The sequence below is a fragment of the Pseudenterobacter timonensis genome (genome assembly GCF_900021175.1).
In the GTDB taxonomy this organism is placed as follows: Bacteria; Pseudomonadota; Gammaproteobacteria; order Enterobacterales; family Enterobacteriaceae; genus Enterobacter; species Enterobacter timonensis.
In genome coordinates this window covers 806797-824652 of the sequence record NZ_FCOP01000011.1, presented here as the reverse complement: position 1 = coordinate 824652, position 17856 = coordinate 806797, and the positions used below count along the sequence as shown (strand labels likewise).

The window sequence follows — 17856 nt, the reverse complement described above, 5'->3', positions numbered from 1 at the left end:
CCTTATTTCACCGTGCTGTCGAACAGTTTCACGCCGGCAGCACGGGTAACTTTCATCAGCGTGGTAAGCGTGGGGTTACCATTATCAGAGAGCGTTTTGTAGAGTTGCTGGCGTGATAAGCCCGCTTTCTCAGAGATGACGCCGATACCGCCGCGCGCCTCGATAACATGGCGCAGCGCAATCAGGTAGGCAGGGATCCCCTGATCCTCATAGATCTCATCAAGGGCCGTCTGCAGATAGATTTGTGCATAGTGAGGATTTTCACGCAGCATCTGCACAACCGCATCGTGGTGGCTTACTGAGCTTGAAAATTTTCTTTTCTCCTGGCTCATTCGTTTTATCCTTTTGATTGATGATCCTGCCAGTATTCTATCGCACGGTTGATATCGGCTTTCTGCGTTTTTTTATCACCCCCTACCAGCAGTAATAAAACCTGTCGATTTTCAACGGCAAAATAGATTCTGTAACCTGGACCACAATCCACTCGCATTTCCCAGACACCCTCCCTGAGATAACGATAGTCACCAAAGTTGCGCTTAATCGCGCGGTTGATACGCATAAGGATCCGAAAAGCGACATACGGATCCTTGCGGTTCATCTTCTCTATCCAGTCGGTAAACGGGATCTTTCCGTCACGCGTCCGGTAACGCTCAATGCTGTAGTCCCTGTGCATAGTCTATCCCTGAAACGCTCATTTGTCTTTTATAAAAGACAAATTTGCTATTCGATCAGCTGCTCCAGCTTTTCGCGCAGCTCTCCTTCCAGCGGCAGCGCTTTCTGGGTTTTCAGATCGATGCAGACAAAAGTGATGAGCGCGTCAACGACCACCTGCCCCTCCGGCTCCAGCGTGATCACCTGACTGAGCACGCCGCTTTTACCATTAAGCTGCTGCAGCTGGCTTGTTACGGTGAGGCGATCCCCCAGTACCGCCGGACGGCGGTAGTTGATATTGATGTTGGCGACGATAAAGGCGATGTTACGCGCCGTCAGCCAGCGAAAACTTTCGCTGTTCTCAAGACCATCCCAGCGCGCCTCTTCAAGAAACTCCAGATAGCGGGCGTTATTAACGTGCTGGTAAACATCAAGATGGTAACCACGAACTTTAATTTGTGTCTGCATAGCGCAAAAACCTTTACTGTTGTTATAGGGTAAGAGGTCACAACTGGTATGACCTCTCTAGCCTGGCAAATTTTTGCCACTGTGCAAGTTATTACGTGATTAGAGCGTCAGATGTGAGAGGTTACGCTCAACCAGCGCGCTTCCCATTCCCGGCACCTGCTTCAGGTCGTCGAGCGTTTTGAAAGGACCATATTCCTCGCGATAGCTGACGATGGCCTGCGCCTTCTTCAGCCCCACTCCGTTCATCACCCGCGCCAGCTCCTCTGCCGGGGCCTGATTAATACTCACCTTCGAGCCATCCTCGTCGCTCTTTTTACTGCTTTCCGTTGCCCTTGCCTGTTCGGTAGCGGGTGCTGCACCGTTGGCCTGCGCCTGCACCGTCGGGTTTTTACTCGCCGGGGCCGCCTGCGCGCTACCGTTCATCCCAAAGCCTGCGATAGCAAGCGTAACCAGAAGCGCTTTGAATCCACGTTTCATGCTGTTTTCTCCTTGTTTGTTGACAGCGGGGCCACAATAACGGTGGGCAAAAACAAGAACAAACAGCAGATTGCAGAAATGGAAAAGGCCGCGAAAGCGGCCTTTGTTTATTGCAGCGGGTTGCTACATTATGCGAGAAGCATCGCGATTATTGCGGCTGGTTAACCACATCGCCAAGTTTGATTTTGGCTTCTTTACGCAGGTTGCTCATCAGCGCCTCAAACGCGATTTGCGCATTATTTTGGGTGATGCCCGCTACCATCGCTTTTCTCTGCGCGTCCGGCATGGTACCGGCTTTCACTTCATCCAGCGCCAGGATAACCACGTTACCCTGCATATCGGAAGCGGTGCCGTAGACCGGTTTATCTTTCGCCGGCAGGCCCAGATTAAAGGCCGCCTGGCTTATCGGATCCTGACCGGTACGGCTCAGCGTTTTCGCCTCGCCAAAGCTCAGGCCAGCAGCTTTCATCGCCTCATCGCCTTTGCCCGCTTTCAGCTCACCCACCAGCTTGTCCGCATCGAGTTTTGCCTGCTCAACCGCTTTGTTGTGTTTCACCAGCGCGGTAATCTGATCTTTTACCGCCTCGAGCGGCTTGATCGATTCCGGCTTGTGCTCCGCAACACGCAGAACAAACGCGCGGTCGCCATCGACAGTGATAATGTCGGAGTTGCTGCCCGGCGTGCCATTTTCTCCCACCAGGCCGCCGTTGAAAATCGCATCGGTTACCGGTTTGAAGTTAAGCTCTTCCGGCACGTTATCACGGCCAAACCAGCCCGTCTCGACCGCTTTCACACCCGCAGCCTGCTCGGCGCCAGCCAGCGATTCATTATCATTGCTGGCGGCGTCACTCACTTTCTGCTGCAGCGCATAGTAAGCATCCAGCGCTTTTTCCTGCTTCACTTTCGCCGCGATCTCATCGCGCACGTCCGCCAGCGGCTTGGTTTTTGCCGCCTCAACGTCATCAAGACGCGCTACAAGGAAGCCTACAGAGGATTTAATCACCCCGGAAAGCTGGCCTTTTTCGGTAAGATTCGCGTTTTTCAGCTCATCAGGCGTGGTGGAGGCTTCAAGCCAGCCCATATCGCCGCCGTTTTTCGCGGAGATGATATCGGTGGATTTCGCTTTCGCCAGCGTGGCAAAGTCAGCGCCTTTATTCAGCTCATCCAGTACCGCTTTCGCGTCAGCTTCGGTTTTGGTCTGAATCACGCTGTAGCGGTTACGCTGCGGCTGGGTGAACTGATCCTGATGCTGATCGTAGTACGCCTGAATTTCGCTGTCCGAGGCGGTCTGCGCCATCGCGGCAGCATCCATCTTGATGTAGCTTACGCGGAACTGTTCCGGTGCGGTGAAGGTATTTTTGTTCTGCGCATAGTAGGCTTTCACCTCCTCGTCGCTCACCTGCTGCTTCGCCGCCAGCGCGTTAACATCCAGCGTCGCTTCACGCACCACACGCTGCTGCACGACCAGCGCGGCCAGCTCGTCGGTTTCACCCTTCAGCATGAAATCGGTGCCGACAACGGCGTTGATCAGCTGCTGGGTGGTCAACTGGTTACGCAGCGCCTGGGCATACTGGTCGGCTGACATGCCCATCTGATTGATAATGGCGTTATAGCGTGTGTTGTCGAACTTACCGTTAGACTGGAAGGCAGGCGTGGCGAAAATGGCATTTTTTACCTGCTCGTCGCTGATGCCAAGACCCAGATGTTTTGCATACTGGTCCAGCAGGGCTTCATCAATAAGGCGGTTCAGCGTGTCATGGCGCAGCTGGTTCATCCAGGCTTCGTTAGAGGCGAGGACGGAATACTGCTCGCCCATCTGCTGCTGCATACGGTTACGCTCACCGGCAAAAGCATTTTCGAACTGCCCGCGGCTGATCTCCTGGCCATTCACTTTTGCGGCATAGTTGCTGCCACCGCCAATCAGGTAACTACTCACGCCGGTCAAAATGAACGACACGATAATGATACCGAAAATAATCTTGAGCACGAGACTGTTAGCAGCCGTGCGTAAGCTGTCCATCATGGTGTAACCACACTCCGCTGAAGGTGACTGGTGACCTTACGCTGCCGGCAAATCCTGACCGCAGCGCGTAAAGACGTATTGTGACAAGAAACCGGGGCGATTGTCAGCCCGGAATCGCATAAACTCGAACAAATCAGCTCTCGACAAACAAAAAAGGCACATCTCGCGATGCGCCCTTGTACTTTTCGGTTTCCCTGTGGGAGAAAGCGATCAGTTTACTGCGTCTTTCAGTGCCTTGCCTGCACGGAAGCCAGGAACTTTAGCGGCAGCAATGGTGATCTCTTTACCGGTCTGAGGGTTACGGCCAGTACGGGCAGCACGCTCTTTAACAGCAAAAGTACCAAAGCCAACCAGCGCTACATCATCCCCGTCTTTCAGAGACTCAGTCACGGATGCAATGAAAGCATCTAATGCACGTCCAGCCGCAGCTTTAGAGATATCAGCACCCGCAGCAATTTTGTCAATCAATTGAGATTTATTCACTGTTCTCTTCCTCTCTTTATTATTTATATCGCATCTAAATCCTTCACGATGCGACCGCGCAGCAGTTATAACAGGCCTGCCATGACCTTACAACACCCGTTGTTGATGGCTTGCCCGATCAGCAATCTAAATTAGCCATACAAAAAAAGGCTGGCAAGTACGAAATGACTTACCAGCCTCGTTTTTATTGGCGCTATTTGCGCGAGGTCACTATTTTGCGGTAACGACCTGCATCCCAGACGGCTCATTTTGCAGCGCGAGAGTCAGAACTTCCTCAATACGCTTCACCGGATGGATATCGAGATCGGCGATGACATTATCAGGAATTTCCTCCAGATCGCGCTTATTCTCATAAGGAATCAGCACGGTCTTAATGCCGCCGCGGTGTGCCGCCAGCAGTTTTTCCTTCAGACCACCGATCGGTAATACCTGTCCGCGCAGAGTGATCTCGCCGGTCATCGCAACATCGGCGCGCACCGGGTTACCGGTCAGGCAGGAGACCAGCGCGGTACACATAGCGATACCGGCGCTTGGGCCATCCTTCGGCGTCGCCCCTTCCGGAACGTGAACGTGGATGTCGCGTTTTTCGTAAAAATCGGAGTTAATACCCAATTTTTCCGCACGCGCGCGTACCACGGTCAGCGCCGCCTGGATGGACTCCTGCATCACTTCACCCAGCGAGCCGGTATAGGTCAGTTTACCTTTACCCGGTACGCAGGCGGTTTCGATGGTCAGCAGATCGCCGCCCACTTCCGTCCATGCCAGCCCGGTAACCTGGCCCACGCGGTTTTCGTTATCGGCGCGGCCATAGTCAAAGCGCTGTACACCCAGGTACTCATGCAGGTTATCGCCGTTGATCTCGATGTGCTTCAGGCTCTTATCCAGCAGCAGCTGTTTCACCGCCTTACGGCACAGTTTAGAGATTTCACGCTCCAGACTACGCACGCCCGCTTCGCGAGTGTAGTAACGAATAATGCCGACAATGGCGCTATCCTCTACGGTCAGTTCGCTGGCTTTAAGCGCATTACGCTCAATTTGCTTCGGCAACAAGTGCTTTTTAGCAATATTTAGCTTCTCATCCTCGGTATAGCCCGACAGACGAATCACCTCCATACGATCCAGCAGCGGCGCCGGAATATTCATGGAGTTAGAGGTCGCCACGAACATCACATCGCTGAGATCGTAGTCCACTTCCAGATAGTGATCGCTGAACGCCACGTTCTGCTCTGGATCTAAAACCTCCAGCAGCGCGGAGGCGGGATCGCCGCGCATATCCGACGACATCTTATCGATCTCATCCAGCAGGAAGAGCGGGTTTTTAACGCCCACTTTCGCCATTTTCTGGATCAGCTTACCCGGCATGGAGCCGATATAGGTACGACGATGACCGCGGATTTCCGCCTCATCACGTACGCCACCCAGCGCCATACGGATATACTTACGGCCGGTCGCTCTGGCGATAGATTGCCCCAGGGAGGTTTTACCTACCCCCGGCGGTCCTACCAGGCAGAGAATCGGGCCTTTGATTTTGTTCACACGGCTCTGCACCGCGAGGTATTCAAGGATACGATCCTTGACACGCTCCAGGCCGTAGTGGTCGGTATCCAGAATCTCCTGCGCCTGACGCAGATCTTTTTTGACCTTGCTGCGGGCGTTCCACGGAACCTGTACCATCCACTCGATGTAGCCGCGCACGACGGTCGCTTCTGCCGACATCGGCGACATCATTTTCAGCTTCTGCAGTTCCGCTTCGGCTTTCTCTTTCGCCTCTTTCGGCATCTTCGCCGCGTCGATTTTGCGCTTCAGCGCTTCGTTTTCGTCCGGCGCGTCGTCCATCTCGCCCAGCTCTTTCTGAATGGCTTTCATCTGCTCGTTCAGATAGTACTCGCGCTGGGATTTCTCCATCTGCTTTTTCACGCGGTTGCGAATGCGTTTCTCAACCTGCAGCAGATCGATCTCCGACTCCATCATCGCCATCAGGTATTCCAGACGTTCGTTAACGTCGGACATCTCCAGCACGGACTGTTTGTCCGCCAGCTTCAGAGGCATATGAGCAGCGATGGTGTCCGCCAGGCGCGCGGGATCGTCAATGCTGTTCAGGGAGGTCAGCACTTCCGGCGGGATCTTCTTGTTCAGCTTGATATAGCCTTCAAACTGACTGATCGCCGTGCGTACCAGCACTTCCTGCTCACGCTCGTCAATCTGTGGCGACTCCAGATACTCCGCCTTAGCCGAGAAGTGTTCGCCATTGTCAGACAAGGTGGTAATACGCGCACGCTGCAAACCTTCAACCAACACCTTCACGGTGCCGTCCGGCAGTTTCAGCATCTGCAAAATTGAGGCCACGGTCCCGACGGTGAAAAGATCGTTTACACCCGGCTCATCCGTTGACGCTTCTTTCTGCGCAACCAGCATGATTTTTTTATCATGATCCATGGCGGCTTCAAGGCAACGGATAGATTTTTCCCGCCCTACAAATAAGGGTATGACCATGTGCGGATAAACCACCACATCGCGCAACGGCAATACGGGGATTTCAATGCGTTCAGAACGCTCAGGATTCATAGAGCTCTCTCTTAGTTTAGTGTCCGCCAGGTAAACAGGCTGCACGACTGTGCTTCACACAACCTTTAACATGTAACCCAGTATATGGGGATGTTTCCCACACATTCAACGCCATGATTAACGAAAAATAAAAGGGGGGATAAAATCCCCCCTTCCGGCTTAACTGCTTGTTAGCTTTGGCTAATTATTCGCCAGACGCCTGCTGCGCTTCCGGTTTGCCGTAAATCAACAGCGGCTTGGTTTGCCCGGCAATAACCGACTCGTCAATCACCACTTTCTCAACGTCTTCCATTGATGGCAGATCGTACATGGTGTCGAGCAGCGCGGCTTCTACGATAGAGCGCAGACCACGGGCGCCGGTTTTACGCGCCATCGCTTTCTTGGCGATCGCATCCAGCGCCTCATCGCGAAACTCCAGATCAACCCCTTCCAGATTAAACAGCGCCTGATACTGCTTGGTCAGGGCGTTTTTCGGCTCCTTCAGGATTTGGATCAGCGCTTCTTCGCTCAGCTCGTTCAGCGTGGCGACAACCGGCAGACGGCCGATAAACTCCGGGATCAGACCAAACTTGATCAGATCTTCCGGTTCTACCTGAGCCAGCAGCTGGCCTTCGTTCGCTTTTTCAGATTTCGCTTTTACCGTCGCGCCAAAACCGATGCCGGAGCCGGTTTCTACACGGTGGGAGATCACTTTATCCAGACCGGCAAACGCGCCGCCGCAGATAAAGAGGATCTTCGAAGTATCAACCTGCAGGAACTCCTGCTGCGGATGCTTGCGTCCACCCTGCGGCGGAACGGCCGCCACGGTACCTTCGATAAGCTTCAGCAGCGCCTGCTGCACACCCTCACCGGAGACGTCACGAGTGATGGATGGGTTATCGGACTTACGGGAAATCTTATCGATCTCATCGATATAGACGATCCCGCGCTGCGCTTTCTGTACGTCATAGTCGCACTTCTGCAGCAGCTTCTGGATGATGTTCTCAACATCCTCGCCCACATAACCGGCTTCGGTCAGGGTGGTGGCATCGGCCATGGTAAAAGGGACATCCAGCAGACGCGCCAGCGTTTCCGCCAGCAGCGTTTTACCGGAACCTGTTGGGCCAATCAGCAGAATGTTACTTTTGCCCAGTTCCACGCCGTTGCTGGTATCGCCGTTACGCAGGCGTTTGTAGTGGTTATACACTGCTACCGCCAGCACTTTTTTCGCCTGTTCCTGACCGATCACATAATCGTCCAGATGGTGACGAATTTCATGCGGGGTCGGCAGCGCGCTGCGCTCGCGATGCGGCGCGACTTCTTTAATCTCTTCGCGAATGATGTCGTTACATAAGTCGACACATTCGTCGCAGATATACACGGACGGTCCGGCAATCAGTTTACGCACTTCATGCTGGCTTTTGCCGCAAAAAGAGCAGTACAGCAGTTTGCCCGAACCATCTTTGCGTTTATCTGTCATGAGTCCAAACCTCTTTTTAAGTTCTTTGTGCCGCACATGACGACGCAAATGCCATTTTTAGACGCAAGCCGCTGCCAGACAGCGTGCCGCCCTACATTATTATAGCGGCACCCTTGCGTCGCGGGCATCAATTACGATGGGTCAAAATGGAATCGACTAAGCCGTACTCCACTGCTTCTGGGGCAGCGAGGAAGCGATCGCGCTCGGTGTCGCGCTCGATCTGCTCAAGTGATTGACCCGTATGCTGCGCCATAAGTTCATTCATGCGCGCTTTTACTTTCAGAATTTCACGGGCGTGGATTTCAATATCCGTCGCCTGCCCCTGATACCCTCCCAGCGGCTGGTGAATCATGACGCGGGAGTTCGGCAGGCAGAAACGCTTGCCTTTGGCGCCTGCCGTCAGCAGGAAGGCTCCCATGGACGCCGCCTGCCCCATACAGATGGTGCTGACATCCGGCTTGATAAACTGCATGGTGTCATAAATGGACATCCCGGCAGTGATAACGCCGCCTGGAGAGTTGATATACAGGTAGATGTCTTTTTCCGGGTTTTCTGCTTCCAGAAACAGCATCTGCGCGACAATCAGGTTGGCCATATGGTCTTCTACCTGGCCGGTCAGAAAGATAACGCGTTCCTTCAGCAGACGGGAATAGATATCAAATGAACGCTCACCACGTGAGGTCTGTTCAATAACCATTGGCACCAGCGCCATATGGGGTGCAAAGTTATCTCGTTCGCCACTGTATGACATTTCCGTCTCCTGGATAAAAATTGGAAAATACCTGCTGTACTGATTGTAACCTTACGGACGGATTATCAGCCAGTCTCAAAACATGCTTACCTACTAATTGGGACAGCATCGCCATAATTCAAGCATAACAATCTTTTGTTGTTACGCTAACACTCTGGCGCCGTTTTAGCACTCTTCCTGGACCAAAGCGGTGATAAAAAAAACCCGTCGCCACAGGGCAACGGGTTTTTGTTCAAACTTTAAACCGTTTAGCGCGAATTACGCCTGCTGGTTCATCAGTTCGTTGAAAGAGGTCTCTTTTTCGGTCACTTTCGCTTTTTCCAGAACCGCTTCAACAGCCTGTTCTTCCAGAGCGACGTTACGCATGTTGTCCATCAGCTCTTTGTTTTTGCTGTAGAACTCAACCACTTCTTTCGGATCTTCATAAGCGGAAGCCATCTCTTCGATCAGGCCTTTCACGCGCGCTTCGTCAGCTTTCAGCTCATGGGTACGAATCACTTCGCCCAGCAGCAGACCTACAACGACGCGACGTTTAGCCTGCTCTTCAAACAGCTCGCGCGGCAGTTCCATCGCCTGCTGCTGGTTGCCACCGAAACGCTGAGCAGCCTGGCGACGCAGTACGTCGATTTCGCTGTCGATCAGCGCAGCCGGCACATCCATTTCGTTCGCTTTTACCAGGCCTTCGATCGCCTGAGATTTAACACGGTTACGCACGGCGCCGTTCAGCTCGCGCTCCATGTTTTTACGCACTTCAGCGCGCAGACCGGCAACGGAGCCATCTTCCACGCCGAAACGTTTGATGAACTCTTCGGTCAGTTCCGGCAGTTCGCGTTCTTCAACTTTTTTCAGGTTGATAACGAATTTCGCCGCTTTACCTTTCAGGTTTTCAGCGTGGTACTCTTCCGGGAAGGTCACGTCGATGGTGAACTCTTCGCCTGCTTTGTGGCCTTTGATGCCATCTTCAAAGCCCGGGATCATACGGCCCTGGCCCATCGCCAGTACGAAGTCGGTCGCTTTGCCGCCTTCGAACTCTTCGCCGTCTACGGAGCCGGTGAAGTCGATGGTCACGCGGTCTTCAGCGTCAACGGCACCTTCTTTGTCTTTCCAGGTCGCCTGCTGCTTGCGCAGGGTTTCCAGCATGCCGTCAACGTCTTCGTCAGTCACGGAGACGATCGGTTTTTCAACTTCGATAGACTCCAGACCTTTCAGTTCGATTTCCGGGTAAACTTCAAACTCTACGGAGTAGGTGAAGTCTTCGCCCAGTTTGTATTCGCCCGGCACATAGTTCGGCGCGCCAGCCGGATTAATTTTCTCTTTGATGATGGCATCAATGAAGTTGCGGCTCATCAGGTCGCCCAGCACGTCCTGGCGTACGGAAGCGCCATAACGCTGAGCAACGATATTCATCGGTACTTTACCCTTACGGAAGCCGTCAATACGTACTTTCTTTGCTACGTTGACCAGCTCGCTTTTCACAGCAGTTTCGATGCTGTCAGCAGCGATAGTAATCGTTACACGGCGGCCAAGGCCTTGAGTGGTTTCAACTGAAACTTGCATCTTGTTACCTCAAAAAAATCACAGTGCTCGGTCAACTCTGAATCTGTCTCGCTATACCGGGATGCGCTCTGAGTGCAGACTCACATTCCCTGTCGCCAGAATCATCCCGAAGACATTCATTAAGACGCGGCATTATAGCGGCATCAATGGGGGGAGTCGAGAACGGTTACGGTATGTAGCTACGGCTTTTTTCACACTTTAAGGCTATTTTTAGCCGCAAAATCGCGCCACACGTCCAAAACTCTGACAAAACAAAACGGCCCGCAGGCCGTCTTGAGAAAATCTGTATGCAACATACTGGAAAAGCTTCAACTGTTGCAAATTGGATTTTTAGGCGAAGCTTCCCGCACCCCGGCAGGGCGGTGAGGCAACGACCGTATCCTGTAACCCTTCCCACTCTTTAAGCGTGTAAGTGTGAAGCGCCAGCGCGTGTACGGTGGTCGCGAGCTCCTCCGTCAGCGTGCTGTAAATCATACGATGACGGTTCAGAAAACGTTCACCCAGGAAGCGATCGCTGACCAGCACCACCTTAAAGTGGCTTTCAGATCCCGCCGGTACATTATGACGATAGCTCTCGTCGACGACTTCGAGAAACACGGGGTTAAACGCTGCCCTTAATTTTTCTTCGATCTGCTCACGTATCATCATGAATTTACTCCTTCGACAACGCTGGTTGGTCGCCCATCCCTTTAAATGTTAGCCGCTTTTACCGTTTCCATTACATCAAGACAACAAATATTTAGCCTTCAGCCGTTTTTTTCAGCCAAATGGATGAAGTTTCCTGTCTGTCTCACCCTTTTTGCCGCTGGCGCCGCGGTGAAAAGAGCAATGTGGTTAGTTTTCGGACAAGACGATGAATTTACATGCGTTGACCACTTCCACTGGCCGTTGGCAATGTTATGATGGCGACAATTTTTCGCTCTACATACTTACGATCCGTTGAGAATCTGAAATGTTAAAAAAACTCTTCTTCCCGTTGGTAGCCCTCTTTATGCTGGCCGGCTGCGCCACGCCACCGACCACTATTGATGTCTCCCCGAAAATCTCCCTGCCGCAGCAGGATCCGAGCCTGATGGGCGTTACCGTGAGCATTAACGGTGCCGACCAGCGTCAGGATCAGGCGCTGGCGAAAGTGACCCGCGACAACCAGCTGGTGACGCTCACCGCCTCACGCGATCTGCGTTTCCTGCTCCAGGAAGTGCTGGAGAAGCAGATGACGGCGCGCGGCTATATGATTGGCCCAAGCGGTGCGGTGGATTTGCAAATTATTGTTAATAACCTTTACGCTGACGTCTCGCAGGGTAACGTGCGTTATAACATCTCCACTAAAGCGGATATCGCCATCATCGCCACCGCGAAGAGCGGCAACAAGATGACCAAGAACTATCGCGCCAGCTACTCCGTGGAGGGGGCTTTCCAGGCCTCGAATAAGAATATTGCTGATGCCGTTAACAGCGTGCTGACCGACACCATCGCCGATATGGCGCAGGACACTAGCATCCACGACTTTATCAAGCAGAACGCCCGTTAATTCTGCCGCCTGGCCCGGCGTCTCGTCGGGCCAGCACTACAGCCCATGTCGACTCCTTACCTGCGCATTTTCCAGCAGCCTAAATCAGCGATTTTGCTGATCCTCGGCTTCGCCTCCGGTCTGCCGCTTGCCCTTACCTCCGGTACGCTTCAGGCGTGGATGACCGTCGAAAATATTGACCTGAAAACCATCGGCTTTTTCTCGCTTGTCGGTCAGGCCTACGTATTTAAATTTCTCTGGTCGCCGCTGATGGACCGCTACACGCCGCCGTTCCTGGGGCGACGTCGCGGCTGGCTGGCCATGACGCAGCTTTTGCTGCTGGTCGCGATTGCCGCGATGGGATTTCTTGAACCGTCAACACAGCTGCGCTGGATGGCGGCGCTGGCGGTGGTTATCGCCTTCTGCTCCGCCTCGCAGGACATTGTCTTTGACGCCTGGAAAACCGACGTGCTGCCTGCCGATGAACGCGGAGCGGGAGCGGCAATCAGCGTGCTCGGCTACCGGCTGGGGATGCTGGTCTCCGGCGGGCTGGCGCTCTGGCTGGCGGATCGCTACCTCGGCTGGCAGGGAATGTACTGGCTGATGGCCGCGCTGCTCATCCCCTGCATTATCGCCACCCTTCTCGCCCCGGAGCCGAGTGATGCGATTCCGGTGCCTCGTACGCTGGAGCAGGCGGTGGTCGCGCCGTTACGCGACTTTTTTGGCCGCAACAACGCCTGGCTGATCCTCCTGCTGATTGTGCTCTATAAGCTCGGCGACGCTTTCGCCATGAGCCTGACCACCACTTTTCTTATCCGCGGCGTGGGTTTTGACGCCGGTGAGGTTGGGGTGGTGAACAAAACCCTGGGGCTGTGCGCCACGATTGTCGGCGCGCTCTACGGCGGGGTGCTGATGCAGCGCCTGTCGCTGTTTCGCGCGCTGCTGATCTTCGGTCTGCTCCAGGGGGCGTCGAACGCTGGCTACTGGCTGCTGTCGGTGACCGATAAACAGATGTTCAGCATGGCGGCTGCGGTCTTTTTCGAAAACCTCTGCGGCGGGATGGGTACCGCGGCCTTTGTGGCGTTACTGATGACGCTGTGCAACAAGTCATTTTCCGCCACGCAGTTTGCCCTGCTCTCCGCTCTCTCTGCGGTGGGACGCGTCTACGTCGGCCCCGCGGCCGGCTGGTTTGTGGAGGCCCACGGCTGGCCGACCTTTTACCTCTTTTCCGTGGCGGCGGCGGTGCCGGGGATCGCCCTGCTGCTGGTTTGTCGCCAGACGCTGGAATATATCCAGCGCACCGAACATTTCCCGCCGCGCACCGCGTTTCCCCGCGCGTACCGTCTGGCGCTGCGCGTGCTGATGGCCGGGTCTCTGGTGCTGGTTCTCTGGTTAATCATTCTGATTATCAACAGCCTGACCACGCTTGCGCTGCCCGTGGAGTCCCTGCTGCTGGATATTGGCGGGACGCTGGCGCTGCTTGGTATTGTGACGGGAGGCCTGCTTGATTTTCTGGCTCTGCGTAAAACAGCGGAAATAACCAGATAATAAAGAAAGGTTATTTTCCGTTGCAATCACGAGCCGTAATTATATTGGCGAAATAAACAGCAGGCGTTAAAAAATTTATTTGTTGTTTTGTGCGGGATAGCCAGAGAAAATTAACCCAACTTAATTTTACTGGCTATTTCTCATTAAACGATTCAGCAATGACAGGATTAATTATTCGTTTCTCACTTGTCTTTTTAATGATAATTAATTGTTAATTATTTGTGTCTTTTAAGTAATGGTTATACCAATTACCCTCTCTCCCCTCTCACCGACATCTCTTTCGTTATAACGCCTCGTCTCAGGGCATTCTATCCTTATAAGGGACATATTTTGCAACACATGTGACATGTGCGGCAGAACCTGGTAACACCTTACTGACACAGGGCTAATGATGTTTACAGTAATGTAACCTTCCCGTAAAATGCCCACACACTTTAAACGCCACCAGATCCCGTGGAATTGAGGTCGTTAAATGAGACTCAGGAAATACAATAAAAGTTTGGGATGGATGTCTTTATTCGCAGGCACTGTTTTACTCAGTGGCTGCGATTCTGCACTTCTTGACCCCAAAGGACAGATTGGACTGGAGCAACGTTCACTGATACTGACGGCCTTTGGCCTGATGTTGATTGTCGTGATCCCGGCTATCTTGATGGCAATTGGTTTCGCCTGGAAGTATCGTGCGAGCAATAAAGATGCGAAGTACAGCCCGAACTGGTCACACTCCAACAAAGTTGAAGCTGTGGTCTGGACGGTGCCTATCCTGATCATCCTGTTCCTGGCCGTACTGACGTGGAAAACCACCCACTCACTTGAGCCGAGCAAACCGCTGGTCCACGATGAGAAACCGGTGACCATTGAAGTGGTCTCCATGGACTGGAAATGGTTCTTCATCTACCCGGAGCAGGGCATTGCAACCGTTAACGAGATCGCCTTCCCGGCGAACACGCCGGTGCAGTTCAAAGTGACCTCCAACTCCGTGATGAACTCTTTCTTTATCCCGCGTCTGGGTAGCCAGATCTACGCGATGGCCGGTATGCAGACTAACCTGCACCTGATCGCGAACGAACCAGGCACCTATGATGGTATCTCCGCCAGCTACAGCGGCCCGGGCTTCTCTGGCATGAAGTTTAAAGCCATTGCCACGCCTGACCGCGCCACTTTCGACCAGTGGGTTGCTAAAGCGAAACAGTCACCGAACACCATGTCTGACATGGCAGCGTTCGAAAAAGTGGCTGTGCCTAGCGAATACAACAAGGTGGAGTACTTCTCTGACGTGAAACCGGATTTGTTCAAAGAGGTGATTAACAAATTTATGGGGCACGGCAAGAGCATGGACATGACTCAGCCAGAAGGTGAGCACGGCTCGCACGAAGGTATGGAAGGCATGGACATGAGCCACGCGGAATCCGCTCACTAAGGGGCCGAGGAAGAAAATGTTCGGAAAATTGACACTGGATGCGGTGCCGTACCATGAACCCATTATCATGGTTACGATTGCTGCAATTATCATTGGTGGCGCGGCCGTTCTGGGCTTGATCACTTACTTTGGTAAGTGGAGCTACCTGTGGAAAGAGTGGCTGACTTCGGTTGACCACAAAAAACTGGGCATCATGTACTGCATCGTCGGTATCGTCATGTTAATTCGTGGCTTTGCGGATGCGATCATGATGCGTAGCCAGCAGGCGCTCGCCTCAGCGGGTGAAGCAGGCTTCCTGCCGCCGCACCACTACGATCAGATCTTTACCGCCCACGGCGTTATCATGATCTTCTTCGTGGCGATGCCGCTGGTTATCGGTCTGATGAACGTGGTTGTGCCGCTGCAGATCGGTGCGCGCGACGTGGCGTTCCCTTTCCTGAACAACCTGAGCTTCTGGTTCACGGTTGTCGGCGTTATCCTGGTTAACCTGTCGCTGGGTGTGGGCGAATTTGCTCAGACCGGCTGGCTGGCCTATCCGCCGCTCTCGGGAATTGAGTACAGTCCGGGTGTCGGGGTCGATTACTGGATCTGGGCGTTGCAGCTCTCCGGTATCGGTACGACGCTGACCGGTATTAACTTCTTCGTCACCATCCTGCGCATGCGTGCGCCGGGCATGACGATGTTCAAAATGCCGGTATTTACCTGGGCTTCTCTGTGCGCCAACGTACTGATTATCGCCTCCTTCCCAATCCTGACCGTCACCATCGCGCTGCTGACCCTGGACCGCTACCTGGGCACCCATTTCTTTACCAACGATATGGGTGGCAACATGATGATGTACATCAACCTGATTTGGGCCTGGGGCCACCCGGAAGTGTACATCCTGGTTCTGCCGGTCTTCGGGGTCTTCTCCGAAATCGCAGCGACCTTCTCGCGTAAGCGTCTGTTTGGTTACACCTCTCTGGTGTGGGCAACCGTCTGTATTACCGTCCTGTCGTTCATCGTCTGGCTGCACCACTTCTTCACCATGGGTGCCGGTGCGAACGTAAACGCCTTCTTCGGTATTACCACCATGATTATCGCCATCCCGACCGGGGTGAAGATCTTCAACTGGCTGTTCACCATGTACCAGGGCCGTATCCAGTTCCATTCGGCCATGATGTGGACCATCGGCTTTATCGTCACCTTCTCGGTGGGCGGTATGACCGGCGTGCTGCTGGCGGTTCCGGGCGCGGACTTCGTTCTGCACAACAGCCTGTTCCTGATTGCGCACTTCCATAACGTCATCATCGGCGGCGTGGTATTTGGCTGCTTCGCGGGCGTGACCTACTGGTGGCCTAAGGCGTTCGGCTTCACCCTGAACGAAAAATGGGGTAAGCGCGCCTTCTGGTTCTGGATCATCGGCTTCTTCGTGGCGTTTATGCCGCTGTACGTGCTGGGCTTCATGGGGATGACCCGTCGTCTGAGCCAGCAGATCGATCCGCAGTTCCACCCGATGCTGATGGTTGCAGCGGGCGGCGCGGCGCTGATCGCCTGCGGTATCCTGTGCCAGCTGATTCAGTACTACGTCTCTATCCGCGACCGTAACCTGAATCGCGATCTGACCGGTGACCCGTGGGGTGGCCGTACGCTGGAGTGGTCTACCTCCTCTCCGCCGCCGTTCTATAACTTTGCCGTTGTGCCGCACGTTCACGAGCGTGATGCCTTCTGGGAAATGAAAGAGAAAGGCGAAGCGTATAAGCAGCCTGCCCATTATGAAGAGATCCACATGCCGAAAAACAGCGGCGCGGGCATCGTTATTGCCGCATTCGCGACGGTATTTGGCTTCGCCATGATCTGGCATATCTGGTGGATGGCAATTGTCGGCTTTGCCGGTATCGTCATTAGCTGGATTGTGAAGAGTTTTGACGAGGACGTGGACTACTACGTACCAGTCCGTGAAGTCGAAAAACTGGAAAACCAGCATTTCGATGAGATTTCTAAAGCGGGGCTGAAAAATGGCAACTGATACTCTGGCGCACTCAACCGCGCACGCGCATGACCATGCGCACCATGATGCAGGAGCGACGAAAGTCTTCGGCTTCTGGATCTACCTGATGAGCGACTGCATTCTGTTCTGCTGTCTGTTCGCGACCTATGCCGTTCTGGTGAACGGCACAGCGGGCGGCCCGACCGGCAAGGATATCTTTGAACTGCCGTTCGTTCTGGTAGAAACCGCTCTGCTGCTCTTCAGCTCCATCACCTACGGCATGGCGGCGATCGCCATGTACAAGAACAACAAAAGCCAGGTTATCTCCTGGCTGGCGTTGACCTGGCTGTTTGGCGCTGGCTTTATCGGGATGGAAATCTATGAGTTCCATCACCTGATCATGGAGGGCTTCGGCCCGGATCGCAGCGGTTTCCTGTCGGCGTTCTTTGCGCTGGTCGGCACCCACGGTCTGCACGTGACTTCCGGTCTGATCTGGATGGCTGTACTGATGTTCCAGATCTCCCGCCGCGGTCTGACCAGCACTAACCGCACCCGTATCATGTGCCTGAGCCTCTTCTGGCACTTCCTGGACGTGGTGTGGATCTGTGTGTTCTCTGTTGTTTATCTGATGGGGGCGATGTAATGAGTCATACCAACGATCATGGCGCTTCCCACGGTAGCGTAAAAACCTACATGACAGGTTTTATCCTGTCGATCATCCTGACGGTGATCCCGTTCTGGATGGTGATGAACGGTTCTGCTTCTAAGACGGTGATTCTGGGTACCATTCTGGTCACCGCCGTAGTTCAGATTCTGGTGCATCTGGTTTGCTTCCTGCACATGAACACCAAGTCTGATGAGGGCTGGAACCTGACCGCCTTTATCTTTACCGTGATTATCATCGCTATCCTGGTAGTAGGCTCCATCTGGATCATGTGGAACCTTAACTACAACATGATGGTTCACTAAGAGCGG

At 53.7% G+C, this 17856-nt stretch carries 17 protein-coding genes; 6 read left to right on the top strand and 11 right to left on the bottom strand.

Going from position 1 to position 17856, the window contains the following annotated elements:
* Positions 1 to 2 precede the first annotated feature (2 nt).
* The 11 genes from BN3796_RS10155 to bolA all read right to left on the bottom strand — a co-directional run bounded on the left by BN3796_RS10155 (position 3) and on the right by bolA (position 11082).
* Positions 3 to 332 (bottom strand): helix-turn-helix domain-containing transcriptional regulator, encoded by a 330-nt coding sequence (locus BN3796_RS10155; RefSeq protein ID WP_061708229.1) that lies wholly within the window; start codon positions 330 to 332, stop codon positions 3 to 5.
* Positions 333 to 337: 5 nt separating this feature from the next.
* A complete protein-coding gene (locus BN3796_RS10150) occupies positions 338 to 673 on the bottom strand; it encodes a type II toxin-antitoxin system RelE/ParE family toxin (RefSeq protein WP_061708228.1) in 336 nt (111 codons plus the stop codon).
* Between the two features lie 47 nt (positions 674 to 720).
* Entirely contained in the window at positions 721 to 1119 is a 399-nt protein-coding gene (locus BN3796_RS10145) for a YbgC/FadM family acyl-CoA thioesterase (RefSeq protein ID WP_061708227.1), read from the bottom strand.
* Between the two features lie 99 nt (positions 1120 to 1218).
* Positions 1219 to 1596: a helix-hairpin-helix domain-containing protein gene (locus BN3796_RS10140; protein WP_061708226.1), complete on the bottom strand. Its 378-nt coding sequence runs from the start codon at positions 1594 to 1596 to the stop codon at positions 1219 to 1221.
* 148 nt (positions 1597 to 1744) lie between these two features.
* A complete protein-coding gene (gene ppiD, locus BN3796_RS10135) occupies positions 1745 to 3619 on the bottom strand; it encodes a peptidylprolyl isomerase (RefSeq protein ID WP_061708225.1) in 1875 nt (624 codons plus the stop codon).
* Between the two features lie 210 nt (positions 3620 to 3829).
* Positions 3830 to 4102 (bottom strand): nucleoid-associated protein HU-beta, encoded by a 273-nt coding sequence (gene hupB / locus BN3796_RS10130; RefSeq protein WP_061708224.1) that lies wholly within the window; start codon positions 4100 to 4102, stop codon positions 3830 to 3832.
* Between the two features lie 210 nt (positions 4103 to 4312).
* Positions 4313 to 6667 (bottom strand): endopeptidase La, encoded by a 2355-nt coding sequence (lon, locus tag BN3796_RS10125; RefSeq protein ID WP_061708223.1) that lies wholly within the window; start codon positions 6665 to 6667, stop codon positions 4313 to 4315.
* A 184-nt stretch (positions 6668 to 6851) separates the two neighbouring features.
* Positions 6852 to 8126, bottom strand: coding sequence for an ATP-dependent protease ATP-binding subunit ClpX (gene clpX, locus BN3796_RS10120; protein ID WP_061708222.1), 1275 nt, complete (start codon positions 8124 to 8126; stop codon positions 6852 to 6854).
* A 127-nt stretch (positions 8127 to 8253) separates the two neighbouring features.
* Positions 8254 to 8877, bottom strand: coding sequence for an ATP-dependent Clp endopeptidase proteolytic subunit ClpP (gene clpP / locus BN3796_RS10115; protein WP_061708221.1), 624 nt, complete (start codon positions 8875 to 8877; stop codon positions 8254 to 8256).
* Between the two features lie 258 nt (positions 8878 to 9135).
* The gene (gene tig, locus BN3796_RS10110) at positions 9136 to 10434 is read right to left on the bottom strand and encodes a trigger factor (protein WP_061708220.1); all 1299 of its coding nucleotides are present in this window, start codon (positions 10432 to 10434) and stop codon (positions 9136 to 9138) included.
* Between the two features lie 330 nt (positions 10435 to 10764).
* A complete protein-coding gene (gene bolA / locus BN3796_RS10105) occupies positions 10765 to 11082 on the bottom strand; it encodes a transcriptional regulator BolA (protein ID WP_061708219.1) in 318 nt (105 codons plus the stop codon).
* A 304-nt stretch (positions 11083 to 11386) separates the two neighbouring features.
* On the opposite strand from bolA, the gene BN3796_RS10100 reads away from it, so the two are divergent.
* The 6 genes from BN3796_RS10100 (at position 11387) to BN3796_RS10075 (ending at position 17850) form a co-directional block, all read left to right on the top strand.
* Positions 11387 to 11965: a lipoprotein gene (locus BN3796_RS10100; RefSeq protein WP_061708218.1), complete on the top strand. Its 579-nt coding sequence runs from the start codon at positions 11387 to 11389 to the stop codon at positions 11963 to 11965.
* Between the two features lie 45 nt (positions 11966 to 12010).
* Complete coding sequence (ampG, locus tag BN3796_RS10095; protein ID WP_061708217.1) at positions 12011 to 13492, top strand: muropeptide MFS transporter AmpG; 1482 nt, start codon at positions 12011 to 12013, stop codon at positions 13490 to 13492.
* Positions 13493 to 13964: 472 nt separating this feature from the next.
* On the top strand, positions 13965 to 14912 hold the full coding sequence (cyoA, locus tag BN3796_RS10090) for a cytochrome o ubiquinol oxidase subunit II (RefSeq protein ID WP_061708216.1): 948 nt from the start codon (positions 13965 to 13967) through the stop codon (positions 14910 to 14912).
* Between the two features lie 16 nt (positions 14913 to 14928).
* Positions 14929 to 16920, top strand: coding sequence for a cytochrome o ubiquinol oxidase subunit I (gene cyoB / locus BN3796_RS10085; protein WP_061708215.1), 1992 nt, complete (start codon positions 14929 to 14931; stop codon positions 16918 to 16920).
* A complete protein-coding gene (locus BN3796_RS10080) occupies positions 16910 to 17524 on the top strand; it encodes a cytochrome o ubiquinol oxidase subunit III (protein WP_061708214.1) in 615 nt (204 codons plus the stop codon). Before cyoB ends, BN3796_RS10080 begins: the two co-directional genes overlap by 11 nt.
* Positions 17524 to 17850, top strand: coding sequence for a cytochrome o ubiquinol oxidase subunit IV (locus tag BN3796_RS10075; RefSeq protein WP_061708213.1), 327 nt, complete (start codon positions 17524 to 17526; stop codon positions 17848 to 17850). Before BN3796_RS10080 ends, BN3796_RS10075 begins: the two co-directional genes overlap by 1 nt.
* Positions 17851 to 17856: the final 6 nt, after the last annotated feature.